The sequence below is a fragment of the Maribacter aurantiacus genome, from assembly GCF_005780245.1.
GTDB classification, from domain to species: domain Bacteria; phylum Bacteroidota; class Bacteroidia; order Flavobacteriales; family Flavobacteriaceae; genus Maribacter; species Maribacter flavus.
In genome coordinates this window covers 299,189-316,762 of the sequence record NZ_VBUK01000001.1, presented here as the reverse complement: position 1 = coordinate 316,762, position 17,574 = coordinate 299,189, and the positions used below count along the sequence as shown (strand labels likewise).

Below are 17,574 nucleotides of genomic sequence, written 5' to 3'. Positions count from 1 at the left end.
CAAAAGTATAAAAATCATCCATGATTTCAAGCATTTTTGGTAAAACAAAACCGGTAAACTTTGTCATACTGTTCAGTTTTATCTTTTTGTTGTATCCCATTACGCTATTTTTTATACTAAATCGGGATTTAACCACCTTACAACCGATTAAGGAACTTATCGTATTGGCCGTCTTGATATTCAGCGTTTTCATTATAGATTTCATAGTAAAACGCAACAAGCTAACGAAGAACAATTCGTATGCCATCCTATTTTTTACCTTATTGCTAATGCTCTTCCCAAATACCCTAGGGGATTCAAACGCCATATTTTGCAACTTTTTTTTGCTTTTGGCCATGCGTCGAATCCTTAGCATCAAATCCCTTAAGAACATTAAACTGAAGATTTTTGATGCAAGCTTATGGATATTGATCGGTAGTCTTTTTTATGAATGGGCCATAGTCTATTTGGCCCTAGTGCTTTCGGCCATATTTATCTATGAGCCTAAAAACCTAAGAAACTGGCTCGTAATTCTTTCCTCGGTAGTTTGTTTCGTTTTAATACTGGGTGGTTTTTTATCGGTTTTTGAACGCTTGGATTGGCTTCAGGAACATTATAGATTTCATATAGACTTTAAGAACATGTTTGCTTTTGATTTAGGGTCAAGCGTAAAAATCGGTTTGTACATTTTAACGAATTTGGTACTCATTATTTGGGCCTTCTTAAAATTGGGAAAGGCGGGAGTTGGACGGATCATCATGATCAGGTTGGTAGTACAATCCTTCGTGTTGGGTTTGTTGGTAAACCTTTTGGTCCTTTCAAAGGACAACTATGCATTGTTAATTACGTTCTTCCCATCGGTTATTTTGATTACAAATTATGTGCAATCCATTAAGCGCGAAAAATTCAGGGAGATCTTTCTTATAGCCAGCTTCTTAATTCCTATTTCATTTTTTTTGGGTAGGCTTCTGATTTCCTGATATAAGGTATCTTTGTCAAAAATTCAATTATGTTCAGTGACTTTGCCATAAAGGTATTCGAGGAAAGTATTGAGAAGTATCATGAAAAGGACGATGTGTATCAGGTCTTTGAAAACCCCTATCCAAAAAACGATATAGCACATTTGCTGTACCGAAAGAATTGGATCGATACCGTACAATGGCATTATGAGGATATCATCCGTGACCCACAAATAGAACCGCTCCAAGCTTTGGATCTGAAGCGAAAAATCGATGCCAGCAATCAGGACAGAACGGACCTTGTTGAATATATTGACAGTTATTTCCTAGATAAATACCGTTCGGTAGAAATTAAGAGAAACGCCACGATCAATACGGAAAGTCCGGCGTGGGCCGTGGACAGGCTCTCCATTCTCGCCTTGAAAATTTACCACATGCAGGAGGAGGTGAACAGGGAGGATGCATCCAAGGAACATCTAAAAAAGTGTCAGGATAAATTGGACATTCTATTGGAGCAGCGCAGAGATCTTTCCACGGCCATAGACCAGTTATTGAAAGATATAGAGGAAGGTAACAAATATATGAAAGTGTACAAGCAGATGAAGATGTACAATGATGAGGAACTAAATCCCATCCTACGTGGCCAAAAGTAAGATACGTCATATGCTGGTGATCAGGCTATCAGCCATGGGTGATGTAGCCATGACGGTTCCTGTACTTCTTGCTTTGACCGAAAAATACCCCGATGTAAAAATCACCTTCCTTACCAAACCATTTTTTGCGCCCATTGTTTCTGAAATTCCCAATATAAAAGTTTTCATTGCCGATGTGAAAGGAGCACACAAAGGAGTTTTAGGACTCTGGAAACTTTTTAAACAATTAAAAAGTTTGGATGTGGATGCCGTGGCCGATATACATAACGTCCTGCGGAGTTATGTACTAAAAGTTTTTTTTAGGTTTTCTGGAGTACCATTTGAGCAGCTGGATAAGGGTAGAAAGGAGAAAAGGGAATTGACATCGGGAAAAAACAAGGAATTAAAGCCCCTAAAACCGATGTATCAACGCTATCAATCGGTTTTCGAAAGACTCGGCTTTCACTTCCCCATATACAAAGACCATGTTCTAAAGAGCCGAAACATTACCGCTGAATTTGCCTGTGATATTTTTTCCGAGGCAAAAAAGGTAATTGGTATAGCACCCTTTGCCGCATTCCCGGGTAAAATCTATCCGCTCGATTTTATGGAGACCTTAATAGCCGATTTAAGTGCCATTGAGGATGTAAAAATTGTCCTTTTTGGAGGCGGTCAAAACGAACGGACAATTTTGGAGGGTTGGGAAGGAAAATTTGCCAATTGTATTTCCGCCGCAGGAAAAATATCATTTAAAGAAGAGCTGGAACTCATCAGTAACTTGGATGTAATGATTTCCATGGACAGCGGTAACGGACATCTGGCTGCCATGTATGGGGTTTCCGTTATTACACTTTGGGGGGTAACACACCCTGTCGCAGGTTTTGTGCCATTTGGTCAACCGGAAGAAAATCAAATCACTTCAGATAGAAAAAAATATCCGTTGATACCTACCTCCGTGTATGGAAATAAAATACCGCCAGGCTACGAACTGGTAATGGAAACACTAGCACCTGAACAAATAGTTACGAGAGCCCTACAAATACTTGAAAAGGTCTAAACCGCTACCTTCTTAGGCTCCAATGATTTTAAGTACATTTTCAATTGACTCATAAAACGGTATTTTCTGGCACTAGGTGCTGCGCCTACCATCAATGTTCTTATACCAAAATAAGAACTCATCAAATACGTAGCGGCGGCTTCACAATCCACATGCCGGTCAATATGACCGTTGAACTTTCCTTTTTGAAGGGTAGAGACCAAATTTACCTCCCAAATTGATAGGATTTCGTTTAAATGCTTCATAATTACCTCGTTCCTACCGCGAAACTCCGTAAGGAAGTTATTGAGGACGCAGCCAAAGTCCATTTCATTGTGAACGGCCGTTTCAAGAGCTTCTTCAAAACATGAATTGATGGATTGCAGTGGGTTGCTAAAACCTTCTATGGGCTCTATAAGGCAACTATATACTTTTCTAGAAAGTAAATTCTGTATGATTTGAACAAAAAAGTCCTCTTTGGATTCAAAATGATAATAAAAGGCCCCTTTGGAAAGCGAAAGTTTATTTAAGATGTCGTCAACACTGGTAGCATAATATCCATTTGCATAAAAAAGTTCTAATCCAGCAGCTTGCATTCGGTGCATCGTAGCCATGCGTTTTAATGTTTTGTCCATGATTTCAAGATTTGGGTTTATCCGACCGTTTGGTCTGTACAAAGAACCGACCGATACTTGGAGAAATTCGATTCTTTGGATATGATGAAGAAAAAAATCGGCGAAAGTTCAAAATCCCGATGAATTACTACTTTTCTGAAAATGAAAACCGACCACTTGGTCGGTTTATGTGTACACTTTTAAGGATTAACAACGTGTTCCATGACATAGTTCATGTCTGATACCACCAAAGTAGAATAAAAATTCCCCTCCTTTGGAGGGGTTAGGGGAGGCTTAAGCCACAGTTCCCTGACAGCTACTACCGGCACCGGCCGTACAGCCATAACAGTGTTGGGAAATGATGATGTTTCTATCGTTAAGAATATCCTCATTATAGTCCTTAATGTGTTTGACTTTACTGGCTACCTTTAAATTTAACATTTGGTTAAAATCGCAGTCATACAACCAACCGTCCCAACTTACGGATATGGTGTTCCTACACATAACATTGGTCACCGCAACGGGATTGTAAGCCTCCACAAGGGCGTACATATAATCCTCATAGTTTTCCGAAGCAATCAAATAATCCAAAAATCGGGCGATAGGAAGATTGGTGATAGCAAAAAGATTATGGAACTGTATACCAAAGTCCTCTTTCAGCGCTTTTTTAAAGTCCTTCTCCATTGCGGCCTGGTCTCCTGGCAGGTAGGCTCCGGATGGATTATAGACCAAGTCCAAGCGCAAGTCACTATCTGGCATCCCATAGCCTCGTTCGTTCAACTCCTGAAGCGCTTTTATCGATTTATCAAAAACACCGTCCCCGCGTTGTTTATCCGTTTTTCCGCGGGACCAGTGCGGCATGGAGGAAATGACGTGTACATTGTGCTTTTTAAAGAAATCGGGCAGGTCATGATATTTTTTGTTGGCCCTAATAATCGTCAAATTGGAACGTACAATAAAATCCTTGATTCCTGCTTTTGCGGCCTCCTCTACAAACCACCTGAAATCAGGATTCATTTCAGGCGCGCCACCTGTTAAATCCAACGTATGTGCCCCCGTATTTTTAATCACTTCCAAACATTGTTGCATGGTCTCGCGTGTCATGATTTCCTTGCGGTCCGGACCTGCATCCACATGGCAGTGCTCACAGACCTGGTTACACATATATCCAACATTGATCTGCAGTATTTCCAATTTCTTGGGGCGTAGAGGAAACTGACCAATTTGATCGATTTTATCCTTAAAATAGGGGAGTTCCCCATCGGCAAAAATACCTCCGTTAAGGATTTCCAGTTGGCGATTGTTCTGCGCCAGTTCGTTTCCTGTAGCTTTTAATGATTTTGTAGCCATTTCTTTAGAAATTAGTATTTAGTATCAAGTATTCAGGATTGTCCACATAATAATGCTCAATCCCAAATAAGTATTTTTTAGTAGGTTTTGTATCAATACTTCCCCCTTTGGTGGACAGGGGGATTACATCGATAACTTGTTGTATTTGTTCATCATTTGCACTCCATGCACCAAGGTAGCACCACTTTCTATAGCTGCTCCAACATGTACGGCTTCCATCATCTCTTCTTTGGTAATTCCTTTTTGAAGGCCATCCTTGGTATAGGCATCTATACAATAGGGACATTTTACGACATGGGAAACGGCCAAGGCAATCAGGGATTTTTCCCTGGCGCTCAAGGCCCCTTCATCAAATACCTTTCCATAGTAATCAAAGAACTTGGTTCCTAGTTCTTCGCTCCATTCGGTTATTTTACCAAACTTTCTTAAATCTTTTGGGTCATAATACGAGTCTGCCATTTTATGCTGTGTTTTGGATTGAATGTTTTGTTTATTTAAATCGATAGTAAATGAAATGGGAATTCCTTGTCCCATTTTCTCTATTTCCGGAAGAATTTCCATATTATCCCATATTCCGGATGCTAAGGTGTCCGCATATTCCTCTGGCAAATGGTTTTGATACATAAGCCGTTGAGCGGTCTGGAAATCATATTCAAAGGATTCATGGGAGAAAGACATAGTACCATCAATATCCTCCATAAGAACATACCAAACCCTTGGGGTGCCATCATTCGCGGGCATCCCTATAACCCCGGGATTAATCCATAATTTTCCTTTTATGCTTTGATAAAAAGGAAGCCCACAATGTCCTGCAATTATCACTTGACTGTTGGTGGCTTCAAAACACCTTTCCTTACTTACCTGTGCGTTGGATTTAAATATGAATTCTGAAACATCGCCATAATTGCCGTGGACTACCGTTACTTTTTTACCCGCATATTCAAAGCTAATATTTTCGGGTATCGTGCCGATCCATTTCAGGGATTCTTCGGACAACTTCATTTTTGTATATGGAAACCACATTTTGGAAAAACTGTCACAGCGTCCACCTGCCTTAAAATCGCAACCGCAGTCCTCACTGTCGTTGGCCAGCTGTAGTTCTACATTACCGGCAATACTCAAAGCCCCCCAATTTTTGAAGGCTTGTACCGTTTCTTCGGGTTGGGCACAGTATCCCGTAATGTCACCCGTACATATACAGTTCTGTGGGGGTATACCTTCTTTTTTGGCTATTGAAATTAGCTTTTCCAAGGCTTGTAGGTTGCTATAAACGCCGCCAAACAGCAGTAGTTTACCTTCCTTATTTCCTATGTCCCTTATTTTTTGATCCATGAGGGTATAAAATATAAAAATGTACAACAAAGAATGCCCCAGACGTTGATCCAAAGCAAATCGGCATAGTTCCCTTCCGTTAAAATTAATTGCTCAGGAAAGCGTTGAAAAACAAGCAATAAACCAAAAAGCAATCCGCAGATAACGCTCAGGTGAAAACTAATTTTAGGGGCCTTTCCTTTCCAAAAGATAAATACGGGCGTCAATCCTATGACCATGGTGCCGCTTATGGTGGTAGCCGATAAAATTTCGGCATCCAAAAAAACGGGTATCGTACCCAAAAAGGCGATAAAAACCATTGACCACCTTCCTATACTAAGCGTTTTCCCGAGTTTTAGGTCTACAGCAATCAGTTTTGAGAAGGAAGAAAAGGTAGAATCCAATGTAGAAGCCGCTGAAGTGATCATGATGAAATTGATGACCAACAAGGTAATTATCCCAAAGGCTTTGCCCACTTCAACAGCGGCCTGTCCAACTAGGCCTTCGGACTGCGCATATATCCCAATAAAACTAAAAAGGACTATGCATAGGGCGCCAAGAAAACTGGCTCCTAGAAAACTTCTTAAAGTCACCTTAGGCTCGCTAATGAACCCCCTGTCCGTTAGAACAGGATCGTGAAAGGGATAACTAAAGGATTGAATTATCGCGGCAAACAATAGGTTTAGTCCCGTTTCAAAGGACCATATACCTGAACTGACTGTGTCCTTTACTGTAAAATCGGTCTTAGGTCCGTATATGGTAAGAAGTATTATCCCTAGTAATAGGGTGAACAAGGCCATTTGTACGACATCGGTAAAAATGGAACTGCTCATGCCACCCTTGATAACATAGGCCAATGTTAGCAAGGTAAAAATCAGGATACTCCAGTAATACGGACTCGACCCAGCTTCCCCAAAATAGGACCCAATGACCATGGTATTGCTCCAAACTTCATTGAACAATCGAATGGCAATCAACATAGAAAACAGGGAAACCGCTCTTTTTCCAAACTTGGAGGTCAAGAAATGATGGATACTGGTATATTTTGCTTTTACCCTCATTTGGTATATAATGAAACCCGCAACGGCAAAGGACACATAGTAACCCGCATAGGCAATCCCACCAACGATACCAAATTCCAAACCTAGGTTAGCGGCATTGGTTATGCTTTTGGCAAAAATCCATGAGATGATCAAACTGCCCATAAGGACAAATGTATTGGGCGTGCCCCTTTTTTGAAACGCATTAAAAAACTGATTGGTATCTTTTGCGTATGGGGAAAGAAGAAACAGTACCAAACTAGATACTAGAATCAATCCCCACTGCCAAAATACTAGGTCGCTCATTTTAGATTATTCTTGGTCCCACCACACATTTACATTGATACTATTGCCATCCGTGTTGTTGGCGGCCGTGGTATAATTTTGGTTGTTCAACGCTTCTTCCTCCGCCGGGTAGGGCATTCTTACGGGAATTAGGTCATCGTTTAAACTGGCCGATATCGTTTTGAGTTGGGGAAAACCGGTTCTTCTATATTCGATCCAACCCTCATAGCCGTTGACCATATTGGCGATCCATTTTTGGGTGATGATATTCTCCAAGGGGTCGCCATTTTCCATTGCCCCGGTTCCTGAAAGATAATCGCTTGGCAACTCCACCTGCCAATAGTCGAATGCTTGGGACACACCAATTTCATACAGGTTCTGGGCATCGGCAGAAATTAAACCCTTTTGTGCCGCTTCCGCCAATAGGAAATACGTTTCCATACTGGTCATAAAATTGGCATCCAATAAGCCTGTATTTTCCCGGAATATGGTACCCGCCAAAGAGTAATCGGCCAAGGTAACCGTAGTGGAGGACGCATCGATACCATTCAATAGACCATTATATTCATTACCCGTTTCACTACTGGCAAAGGGTCTGAACAGCCTTGATATACGAGCATCTTCCAAATCGATAAGGATTTCCTCCATGGTTTCGGACATGACAATATTGTTGAAGTCGCCAATTCGCAACCTTGCCAACCTAAAATTGTTGGGTTCCCCATCGGTAAAACTAAAAATGGCATTTAGGCTATTTTCGCTGATGAAATTTCCTTCGGAAAACAGGGTTTGTAATTCGTTTGAAACATCCATTTTTGAGGAGACGCGCATGAGATATTTAATCTTTAGTGAATTGGCAAAACGCACCCAGCTATCCAAGTCTCCGCTGAACAGGATATCACCCTCCAGAGCGATATTTCCATCATACGCCTGGATAGCCGCTATTCCCTTGGTTAGATTATCGAAAATTCCATTTTCCGCCATATAAATATCCTGCTGTGCATCGTAGACGGGCGTGACGGTACCTTGATTTCCCTTAAAAGCTTCAGAATAAGGAACATCCCCAAAAAGATCTGTCAAGGCAGCGGCCATGTAGGCCTTCATGATACGTGCCGGCCCTTCGTAAACCCTAAAGGAAGGATTTTCAAGGGAGTGGTTTAAAATCAGTTCATTATCCCTTAGATTTTGATAGAATATGGGCCAGGGATTACCCCCTAGTTGGGGCGATTTTAAGTTATGCCTATCAAAAAGGTTAAAATCCAAGGCCGTAGTATATTGCCCTAAAAGATTGCCCGCCGTAAAGCCTTCGTAGGACATTTGCTCCCCGTAATCATAAATTACCTGCCTCAACAATAAACTGGGCTGTACATTTACGGGTGCATTTGGATTTGTATTGATATCCTCAAAATCTTGGGTACAGGAGGTGGTAAATACAAGTGCTAATACACCTATCAAGCTCAAGAAAAAACCCCGACTGTTCCTTTTTTTGTCAACTTTGCTTGAATTAAAAGGAAGGGAAATAGCCTTATTACTTGTCCAAACGTCGAAAAGTATGACATGGAGGCCAAATAAGTTGTTAACTAGTATGTTAAATATAATTTTCATTTTTTTAAAAATTAAATCCTGCTTTTATTCCAATACTTCTTGAAGTGGCATAGGACATATCCTCTACACCACTAATAAATCCCTGTCCTTGTAAGGCGAATTGCTCGGGGTCGAAGTGCGGATTCTCGGTTAGGGCAAAAAGGTTTCTTCCGATTAAGGATAGGTTTAGGGTTGCGTTTTGGTTAAAAAGGGAAAGGTCGGTAAATGTATAGCCCAAAGAAAACTGCCGTAGTTTTAGAAAAGAGGCATCATAGGTATTATTTTCCTCGTGGTTTCGGTCGTAAAATTGGCGATAGTAACTCTCAGCCGAAACCGCTACCGTATTAGCTTCATAGACAGGGTTTTCAGACGTTCCAATATTTACGACCCCTTGGGGCACGATTCCTTCTTCTGGCCGAAAGGCGGTCTCTACCAATTGACCTCCCACATTTCCCAGGGCCCTGGTTCTCGATACGATGATACCACCCTGGCGCCAGTCGAATAGAAAGCCAAGGTTCCAATTTTTGTATTGGAACTGGTTATTAAACCCTAGCATGAAATCCGGATTATAGTTTCCCAGTTTTTGAAGTTCATTATCAGGGATGTAACGTCCTTCATCCGTAAGAATAAAATCTCCGTTTTCATTTTTTAAATAACCGGTACCATAAAGGTCCCCAATGCGTCCCCCTTCTTCAACCTGCAAAAATACCGTTTGGTTTTGACTGTCATAGATTCTTGAGTAGGCCAATGTCAAACGCCCTTCATCTTGGGGCAAGTCCTCTACAATGGCGCGGTTGGTGCTAAAATTCAAAGTGCTGTTCCACTTGAAATTATTGGATAGGACGGGTGAAATTCCCCCGATAATTTCCACCCCAGTGGACCGAACACTTCCCGCATTTACAACCTGTTGAGTATATCCAGAGGATATGCCAATAGGCAAGGAAAGAATTTGGTCTTCGGTTAAGGAAATGTAGTAGGATATATCCATACTTAGCCGATCACCAAAAAATCGAATATCGGCACCAACCTCCCAAGAAGAGGTACGTTCCGGTTGTAGATTGGGATTGGCAATTGTATTTTGATCGCTAAAGGTAGGTTGACCATTGAAAGGCGTCTGGGCAACGAAGGCCCCAGTCGTTTGATAGGGGTTTGTGTCATTACCTACTTGGGCCCAACTGGCCCTCAATTTTGCAAAGGATACTAAATTGGGCAGTTGCACTACTTCAGAAATAATAAAACTGGAAGATACGGAAGGATAGAAAAACGAGGTGTTCTCTACCGAAAATGGAGTGGCCAAGGCACTGGACCAGTCGTTTCTTCCGGTGAAGTTCAAAAAGAGGAAATCCCTATACCCCAACTTCATCAAGCCATAAAAACTGTTAATTCGCTTGTTCGATTCAAATTCAAAGACTTCTACTGGGGAGGCCGCGTTCGATAGCCTAAAAATTCCCGGTTGCGCCAAACTAGTGGTCTGTGATTGAGAAGTAAAGGCCTTTTGGTCCAACCGGTTTCCACCTACACTAACATTAAGGCTTACATCTTTAAAACGATTGGTATAATTTAAAAGAAAATCAGTGTTTATCTCCCTAAACAACACATCGTGTTCTGCATACCCACCATTTTGAAATCGGTTAGAGCTAAAGGCACGTCGTAACTGTCTTAGTTCGCTTGAATAATCCATGCCCGAACGAATCGAAGCGGTCAAATGCTCCGTGATATCATAACTTGCCGAAATATTCCCGAACACTCGGTCTCTATTGAAAGAGTTTCTATTTTCGGACATAGTAAAAAATGGATTATCAAAATAGGTATAGTTGAAAGAGTATTGCTGAACGTCTTCTAATCCGGGTTGCCAATAATTTCGTAAGCTATCCATGTTCAGGGATCTTGGCCCCCAACCTACCAAGGAATAATTAACGTTTTCGGAACCGTAACCATTTGATGGTCGGTTATCACTTTTAGAATTCACATAATTGATGGTCGAGTTAACCCTTATTTTATCCGTAGGTCTAAATGTCAAACGCGTATTTATTGTCTGCCTATCCAGGTTTACCCCAGGAATAATCGATTCACTACGTAAATCGGTAAAGGAAAGTCGGTAGCTACCTTTTTGAAAGGTTGAACCAACCGCTATGTTATTGATAAAGGTAGTTCCCGTTCTGTAAAAATCCTTAAGGTTATCTGGATGTGAAACAAATGGGGTGGGCGTAATAGGCAGACCACTATAAAGTGCAGTGTCGCCACCTCGCACCACGGTTCCATCGGGCAAAGTAACTGGGCTATCAAATTGGGGAATAAGGTTGCCTACGTCCAAACGAGGTCCCCAACTATAGGATATTAAATCATTGGTGCCACCTCCAAGTCCATCTACAAAGGCAAATTGTCCCGCATTGCCCTGTCCATACTCATTTTGAAAATCGGGCAATTGAAAGGCTGTATCCACGAAAAAGCTGGTATTATAGCTAATACCAAGACCTGTACTGTTTCTACCTCTTTTGGTTTCTATGACAATGACCCCATTGGAAGCCCGGGTGCCATATAATGCAGCTGCACTCGGACCCTTCAGCACGGATACTTCTGCAATATCGTCCGGATTGACTTCCATGGCACCATTTCCAAAATCGATTTCCTGAAAGCCCGCAGCCGCTTCGTTGGTAAAGTTAAAAACCGAGTTATTGTTAATGGGTACTCCGTCTACGATGAAAAGTGGGTTGTTATTGGAGAAGGAAGCTTCTCCCCGTATGGTAATTTTTGAGGTGGAACCTACTCCTGTAGGTCCTTGGCTAATGGTAACTCCTGCCAATTTACCTGTAAGGTTATCCAAAAAATTGACCGATTTAACTTCGGTAACGCCCTTAGCGTCCAAACTTTGGACCACATAACCCAATTCCTTGGTCTCTCTTTTTAATCCAAGTGCCGTTAGGACCACTTCGTCCAATTGTTCGGAGGATTCCAATAAGGCAATATCAATGACCAAGGCACCATCTATGGGAACTATTTGCGTTTCATATCCAATAGCTGAAAATTCCAGGATGGCATTTTCGTTCAATTTGGAAAGTTCGTAGAAACCTTTTTCATTTGTCGTAGTTCCTTTGTTGGTACCAGATATCAGAACATTCACATAAGGAATGGGTGCTCCTGACACATCAGATACAGTGCCCGATACGCTCTCTTGGGCAAAGTTTATGGCGGTCATGAAAAATAGCATGACCCACAATATATATTTCATGTTTTGTTGGTGGTGTTAGTTTAACTTTTCACAAAGGTTTTAGACCTTTCGTGTACATATTATTGGATATGTACTAACACTGGGGACCCCTTATTATATGGGTTTTGGAGTAAGACCGAGACATAACACTTTTCCGCTAGAAGTAAAAATTGTTGTTTGACCGAAAGACAAAGGGCAAAAAGTTTTTGTATTGAAACGGAGATGGACCTGATGTAGTTGACCAAGGAAAGAACATCCTTAACGGTATCGATGTCCCTAAAGGTCGGTAATTGAAATATGGGACAAGAGGTTTCCTGTAGGGTGTCCAAAAGCGACTTTAGCAGGTTACATTTTTGCCACGGCATACTCTGGAACTTCTCCTTGTTAAAATCTGCTTTATGTATGCCCATTAGATAGAAACCACCGTCCAAGGAAGGACCAATTACGGTCTTGCCATCGGCCAAGGCCTTGGCCGCGGTCGTAATGTGTGCCGTTTGTAGATGGGGAGTGTCGTTTCCTACCGTAATTACCTTGTCAAACCCTTTGTCAAAGACATTTTGAACCGCGTTGGAAAATCGTTCCCCAAATGAAAAGCCATTTTGATGTTTTTCCGATATATGGAAGTAGGTCAATTTTGATTGCTTGACTTTCTGGATAACCGTATTGGTCAAGGAGTCGAACAGTACCTCGCCCCTTTGAAGGGGTTTGTATCGCATTTCTTCCTGGGAAGAGTTGGCAAAAATAAGAACGGCGGTACTGCGCATTAAGGATTCGGTTATCATTCTTTTTTAAACATACGACAAAAAAATCCAAGGGTTTTGTTTTGTCTAACATTTTACTGAAATTAAATCAAGTCAAAATGTCAGATACCGACCCTTTAGTCGGTAATAACCAATTTACAACTCAATTTGGAATAGATGGCAGCCTTCAAACTTTAATAAAGAGTCGACGAAAAGTACGTTCCTTTCAATTTTTTTGATGCTTTTTCCTAAAATCAGACTAAACAGTCTAAAAAAGAACTTAAAAGGCATTCAAATTTTAAAAATTTTTTAGCAATCACAGGGTTTTAAATGGCACGGGAATTGAACATATAGGGACGTACTAAAAAATAATATAATTATAATCAGAAATAATATGGATACAAACAAATCAAACAAAGGCAGTTTAAAAGTATACCTCTTTTCTGCCGCTATCGCCTTGGCAGTGAGCCTAGGTGTTATAGGAATCAACAAGTTAAATGACAAAGAGGAAATTAAGGGTGTGACTACGGTAGAAACGGTACAAGGAAAGCATGTGCTTTATACCGCTGACGACGAAGGCAACATTAAACCGTTGGATTTTACGGATACTTCCAAAAAAGTATTGGATGCGGTAGTGCACATCAAATCCACCCAGTCCTCTCCCAGTTATGGAAATCAAGGCAGGGAACTTCCAGATCCCTTTAAGGAATTTTTCGGCGATATGTTCAAAGGACAAAGTCCCGAAGGGATGCGCTCCCAACCTAGAATCGGGACCGGATCTGGAGTTATCATAAACGATCAGGGCTATATCATTACGAACAACCATGTAATCGATAATGCCGATGAGGTTGAGGTTACCCTTTATAATAATGAATCCTATAAGGCAACGGTTATTGGAACCGACCCAACTACAGATTTGGCCTTGTTACAGATCGATGCCGATAATTTGAGTACCATGTCTTTGGTAAATTCCGACGATGTTGAGGTTGGTGAATGGGTTTTGGCCGTTGGTAACCCAATGGGTCTTAATTCTACCGTAACTGCCGGTATCGTTAGTGCCAAGGCAAGAAGTATCAATATCAATCAAGACAAGTTTGCCGTAGAAAGTTTTATCCAGACCGATGCTGCCATCAACCCTGGAAACAGTGGTGGGGCCTTGGTAAATCTAGATGGTAATCTTGTTGGGATAAATACGGCAATCGCCAGTAGAACCGGAACCTATACCGGATATGGTTTTGCGGTACCTAGTAATATTGTCACAAAAGTAGTGGAGGACCTTTTGAAATATGGAGCGGTGCAACGAGGTATGTTGGGCGTGACCATAAGGACTATGGATAGCAACCTGGCCAAGGAAAAGAAGGTAGACTTCACTAAAGGGGTATGGATTGAGCAGGTTGGTGAGAACAGTGCCGCGGATAAGGCCGGAATCGAGTCAGGTGACATTATTCTAGAAGTGAACGGGGAGGAAACTACTACATCCCCCAGATTGCAGGAAATCATTGCCAGTAAAAGACCAGGAGATGAAGTAAATCTACTTGTCAATAGAGATGGTACCGAAAAGGAATTCAAAGTAATCCTTGAAAATGTCAACGGAACAACCAAGCTTGTGAAAAAGGAGAAAAAGGAAATATTGAACCTCCTTGGAGCCGATTTTGAAAACTTGGATAAGGATTTGGCCGAGAAACTCGACTTGGATGGCGGTGTACAGGTGAACAAGCTGTATCCAGGAAAAATCAAGAAGGAAACCCAAATGCGGGAAGGTTTTATAATAACCCATATAGATGGCAAACGTGTTCGCAATGTTGAAGATGTTGCCGAAATTTTGGAAAACAAAAAAGGCGGGGTAATGATTGAAGGCGTCTATGAAGATGGAAGTAAATATTATTATGCCTTTGGATTGGATTCGTAAACTAGTGGTATTTGGTTAACTTTAATGCCGTATGATACAATTTGCTTCATACGGCATTTTTTTGAAATAATATGAAATCCCTTTCAACGAAGAAAATCGGTTTGGTGCTCTCTGGCGGTGGGGTACGGGGAATGGCCCATATTGGTGTCATTAAGGCCATGCAGGAGTTTGGTCTGGAGGCCCAATTGGTAGCGGGAAGTAGTGTAGGGGCCCTAGTAGGCGCCTTATATGCCAATGGAACCCCTATTATGGACATGTTGCGTTTCTTTAAGGAAACTCCGCTGTTCAAATATAACTTTATTTCTATAGGTAAACCGGGCCTATTGGATACCGATAGGTATGAATCCGTTTTTAAGACCTATTTTCCGCACAATACCTTTGAAAGGCTGAAAAAGGAGTTGCACGTAGTGGCCACCAACCTGGAAAAAGGAGAGGAACTTTTTATTAGTCAAGGGGAACTGATCAAGCCTTTGTTGGCTTCGGCGGCCTTGCCACCCGTTTTTAGTCCGGTGTCCTATAAAGGAAGTTTGTATGCAGATGGAGGCATTATGAACAATTTTCCCTTGGAACCGGTTCGGGATAAGGTAGATTTTGTCATAGGTAGCAATGTATCCATCGTAGCGGAGCTGAATAAGAAGAATCTCACCAATTCCTTGCAATTGACGGGTAGGGTCACCGGATTGATGATCTATGCCATCAATCGGGAGAAAATAAAAAAATGCGACCTGGTAATCGAACCGAAATCCTTGGAACATATAGGTATTCTGGACCGTAAAGGAATCGAAAAGGCCTATGCCATAGGATATGAAAGTGCTTGTAAACAATTGGAAACCCTTGGTTCTTAAACCACTTACAGCATAGCACTTAAGAGCAAGGTGCCCAGGACAAGTAGCACCAAGGAAATGATTCCTCCCAGAATTAGAAAGTGCTTAAACTTATAAATTCCCATGCTATAGATCAAGGCGTTGGTTTGATACCCTAAAGGCGTAAAAAAGCTAAAATTAGCTGCAAACATCACACAAAGAATAAAGGGTTTTACATCCAGTTCCAGTCCCTTGGCCAAGGAAATGGCAATGGGGGCCATTATAATGGCCGTGGCATTGTTGGAGACTACGCCGCTCAACAACATGGTTGTCAAAAACAACATTCCTATAATTATCATTGGCTTTTGTCCTTCCATTAAGTTCAGGAGGCCTTCGGTCAACCATGCATCCGCCCCGGAGTTGGTCATTGCAATTCCCAAGGGAATCATACCCGCCAACAGAAAGATGATCTGCCAATTTATTTTTTCATAGATTTTGTTCAATTCAATGCATTTGAATAGTAGCATGGCGATGGTGCCGGCTATAACACTGGTCATGATTTCGAATACGCCGGTTGCAGCTAGAATTATGGTAATTATTAATATAAAGAGCGAGAGATTCCGTTTAAGGGGTGTGGAAGGCATACCTCCATCAAACTGATTTAAGACTGCAAGATTATTGCTGTTTTCAAAATTTTGGATGTAGGATGTATCGGTTTGAATCAGTAATCGGTCACCAACCTTGAGCTTTGTAATCGTTTTGTTACTAAGATGCAGCTTATTTTTAAGATTCGTAAGGGATTTTCTTTTGTTCACGGCGATGGGGATGGCTCTTGGAAAGATCATTTTTTTAAGTGATTCAAGGGTATTCCCCAAAAATCGTGAGCCCGGTAGCAGCAGCAATTCCAGCAAGACGGTATTGGAGACTTTCTCTTCAGGATCTTGTTTTTGATCATCGACCTTTTCTATGGACGTCCCTTTTGAGAAGCTACTCGTTAGGTTTTCATCGACTTCCAGGTCAAAATAGCCTTCGCCCCGCATCTTTTGGAGGTTCTCCAAACTGCAATGCAACAAAATCACATCCCCTTGCTGAATCTCAAATTCTGGATTGGAAAGGTTCATTTCATAATTTTTCCTGGATACCCGAAGCACCGTAATTTCTGGCTCCTTGTACATAAAGGATTCTTTTAATGGAGTGCCTATAAGCGGTGAATCCGTATCCACTTTTAGGGTGAGCAGGTATTTGTTGAGATTAAATTTTTGGGAAAGTCCATCTTTTTCCCCTTCGGGTAGAAAGGAATAAAAAAGGACGATAATGCCGATCGATGTGCCCAAAAAAATGAGGCCAATCTTGGAAAACTCAAAAAAACCCAAGGTTTCGCCCGTATAGCGCATAAAGATGTTGTTGACGATTAGGTTTGTGGAAGTCCCCATGAGCGTACAGCTTCCACCAAGAATACTTGCGAAGGAAATAGGCAAAAGCAATTTGCCCGGCATTAACCCGTACTTGTCCTTTAGTTCGGCGACTATTTTAATGAAAACGATGACCACGGCCGTTGAGCTTATAAAGGCCGATACGCCGCCAGATAATATCATGATGACCATCAACACGAGCAAGGCCGGCCAGTTTTTTAAAACTTTTAGTCCTTTGGCAAACCAAGAAATGACCCCATTCTCCTCTAGACCTATGGCCAATATCATAAGACAAAGAATGGTGATTACCGCTTTGTTGGAAAATCCGCTGACCGCCTCCTCCGGACTCACCAAACCTGTTAACAAAAGGGCCCCAATGATAAAAAAGGAGATTTTATCCATGGGGAAAACCTCAAGGGCAAAGAGAATGATCAATGCACCTATAATTACAAATACCGTAATGATTTCCCAAGTCATATTTAAAGGTAGAAATTGATTAAAGGTAACGCAAGGGTACGTGCAAATTAGCTCGAACCATAGTATTACGAATTCAATTGAAAAAAAATAGAAAGAGAAACTGGATTATAGAAAACAAATTTTGGGCTACCTAGGTATTTTGCATCGAAAGGAATTCATTATACATAGGGTATTCATTGCGATTTGGAAACTGCTCAACTACTGCCTAAAGGCAGATCTAGATACTATTGAAATAGAT

Annotated in this window: 13 protein-coding genes and 1 pseudogene; 5 read left to right on the top strand and 9 right to left on the bottom strand. The window is 41.4% G+C overall.

The genetic code is table 11. The annotated features are described in order from the left end of the window. The first annotated feature begins 20 nt into the window (after positions 1-20). From FEK29_RS01430 to FEK29_RS01420, 3 genes are read left to right on the top strand one after another with little or no spacing between them, the layout of a single operon-like run. On the top strand, positions 21-959 hold the full coding sequence (locus tag FEK29_RS01430; protein ID WP_138256620.1) for a hypothetical protein: 939 nt from the start codon (positions 21-23) through the stop codon (positions 957-959). Between the two features lie 29 nt (positions 960-988). Further along, the gene (locus tag FEK29_RS01425; protein WP_138256619.1) at positions 989-1,591 is read left to right on the top strand and encodes a DUF4254 domain-containing protein; all 603 of its coding nucleotides are present in this window, start codon (positions 989-991) and stop codon (positions 1,589-1,591) included. Next, a complete protein-coding gene (locus FEK29_RS01420; RefSeq protein ID WP_240042631.1) occupies positions 1,578-2,627 on the top strand; it encodes a glycosyltransferase family 9 protein in 1,050 nt (349 codons plus the stop codon). Before FEK29_RS01425 ends, FEK29_RS01420 begins: the two co-directional genes overlap by 14 nt. On the opposite strand, the gene FEK29_RS01415 is transcribed toward FEK29_RS01420, so the two are convergent. The 8 genes and pseudogenes from FEK29_RS01415 to FEK29_RS01380 form a co-directional block, all read right to left on the bottom strand. Then, positions 2,624-3,241 carry a TetR/AcrR family transcriptional regulator gene (locus FEK29_RS01415; RefSeq protein ID WP_138256618.1) on the bottom strand — a complete coding sequence of 206 codons (618 nt, stop codon included), beginning with the start codon at positions 3,239-3,241 and terminating at the stop codon, positions 2,624-2,626. The genes FEK29_RS01420 and FEK29_RS01415 overlap by 4 nt on opposite strands. Positions 3,242-3,514: 273 nt before the next feature. Then, entirely contained in the window at positions 3,515-4,570 is a 1,056-nt protein-coding gene (gene arsS / locus FEK29_RS01410; protein WP_138256617.1) for an arsenosugar biosynthesis radical SAM (seleno)protein ArsS, read from the bottom strand. Positions 4,571-4,693: 123 nt separating this feature from the next. Further along, on the bottom strand, positions 4,694-5,029 hold the full coding sequence (locus FEK29_RS01405; protein WP_138257316.1) for an arsenosugar biosynthesis-associated peroxidase-like protein: 336 nt from the start codon (positions 5,027-5,029) through the stop codon (positions 4,694-4,696). Positions 5,030-5,293: 264 nt separating this feature from the next. Further along, positions 5,294-5,902, bottom strand: a pseudogene (locus FEK29_RS01400) (metallophosphoesterase family protein); the annotation flags it as partial. Then, the gene (locus FEK29_RS01395) at positions 5,887-7,227 is read right to left on the bottom strand and encodes a sodium:solute symporter family transporter (protein ID WP_138256616.1); all 1,341 of its coding nucleotides are present in this window, start codon (positions 7,225-7,227) and stop codon (positions 5,887-5,889) included. The pseudogene FEK29_RS01400 and the gene FEK29_RS01395, both read right to left, overlap by 16 nt. A gap of 6 nt (positions 7,228-7,233) precedes the next feature. Further along, the gene (locus tag FEK29_RS01390) at positions 7,234-8,664 is read right to left on the bottom strand and encodes a SusD/RagB family nutrient-binding outer membrane lipoprotein (protein ID WP_240042630.1); all 1,431 of its coding nucleotides are present in this window, start codon (positions 8,662-8,664) and stop codon (positions 7,234-7,236) included. Between the two features lie 148 nt (positions 8,665-8,812). Beyond that, positions 8,813-12,016, bottom strand: coding sequence for a SusC/RagA family TonB-linked outer membrane protein (locus FEK29_RS01385; protein ID WP_138256614.1), 3,204 nt, complete (start codon positions 12,014-12,016; stop codon positions 8,813-8,815). A gap of 59 nt (positions 12,017-12,075) precedes the next feature. Beyond that, on the bottom strand, positions 12,076-12,777 hold the full coding sequence (locus FEK29_RS01380; protein ID WP_138256613.1) for a TIGR04282 family arsenosugar biosynthesis glycosyltransferase: 702 nt from the start codon (positions 12,775-12,777) through the stop codon (positions 12,076-12,078). A 352-nt stretch (positions 12,778-13,129) separates the two neighbouring features. Here FEK29_RS01380 and FEK29_RS01375 point away from each other — a divergent pair, with 352 nt between their 5' ends. Together FEK29_RS01375 and FEK29_RS01370 are read left to right on the top strand one after the other, a co-directional pair. After that, positions 13,130-14,644: a Do family serine endopeptidase gene (locus tag FEK29_RS01375; protein ID WP_138256612.1), complete on the top strand. Its 1,515-nt coding sequence runs from the start codon at positions 13,130-13,132 to the stop codon at positions 14,642-14,644. 71 nt (positions 14,645-14,715) lie between these two features. Next, on the top strand, positions 14,716-15,489 hold the full coding sequence (locus tag FEK29_RS01370) for a patatin-like phospholipase family protein (RefSeq protein WP_138256611.1): 774 nt from the start codon (positions 14,716-14,718) through the stop codon (positions 15,487-15,489). Positions 15,490-15,494: 5 nt separating this feature from the next. On the opposite strand, the gene FEK29_RS01365 is transcribed toward FEK29_RS01370, so the two are convergent. Next, complete coding sequence (locus FEK29_RS01365) at positions 15,495-17,336, bottom strand: SLC13 family permease (protein WP_138256610.1); 1,842 nt, start codon at positions 17,334-17,336, stop codon at positions 15,495-15,497. Positions 17,337-17,574 lie beyond the last annotated feature (238 nt).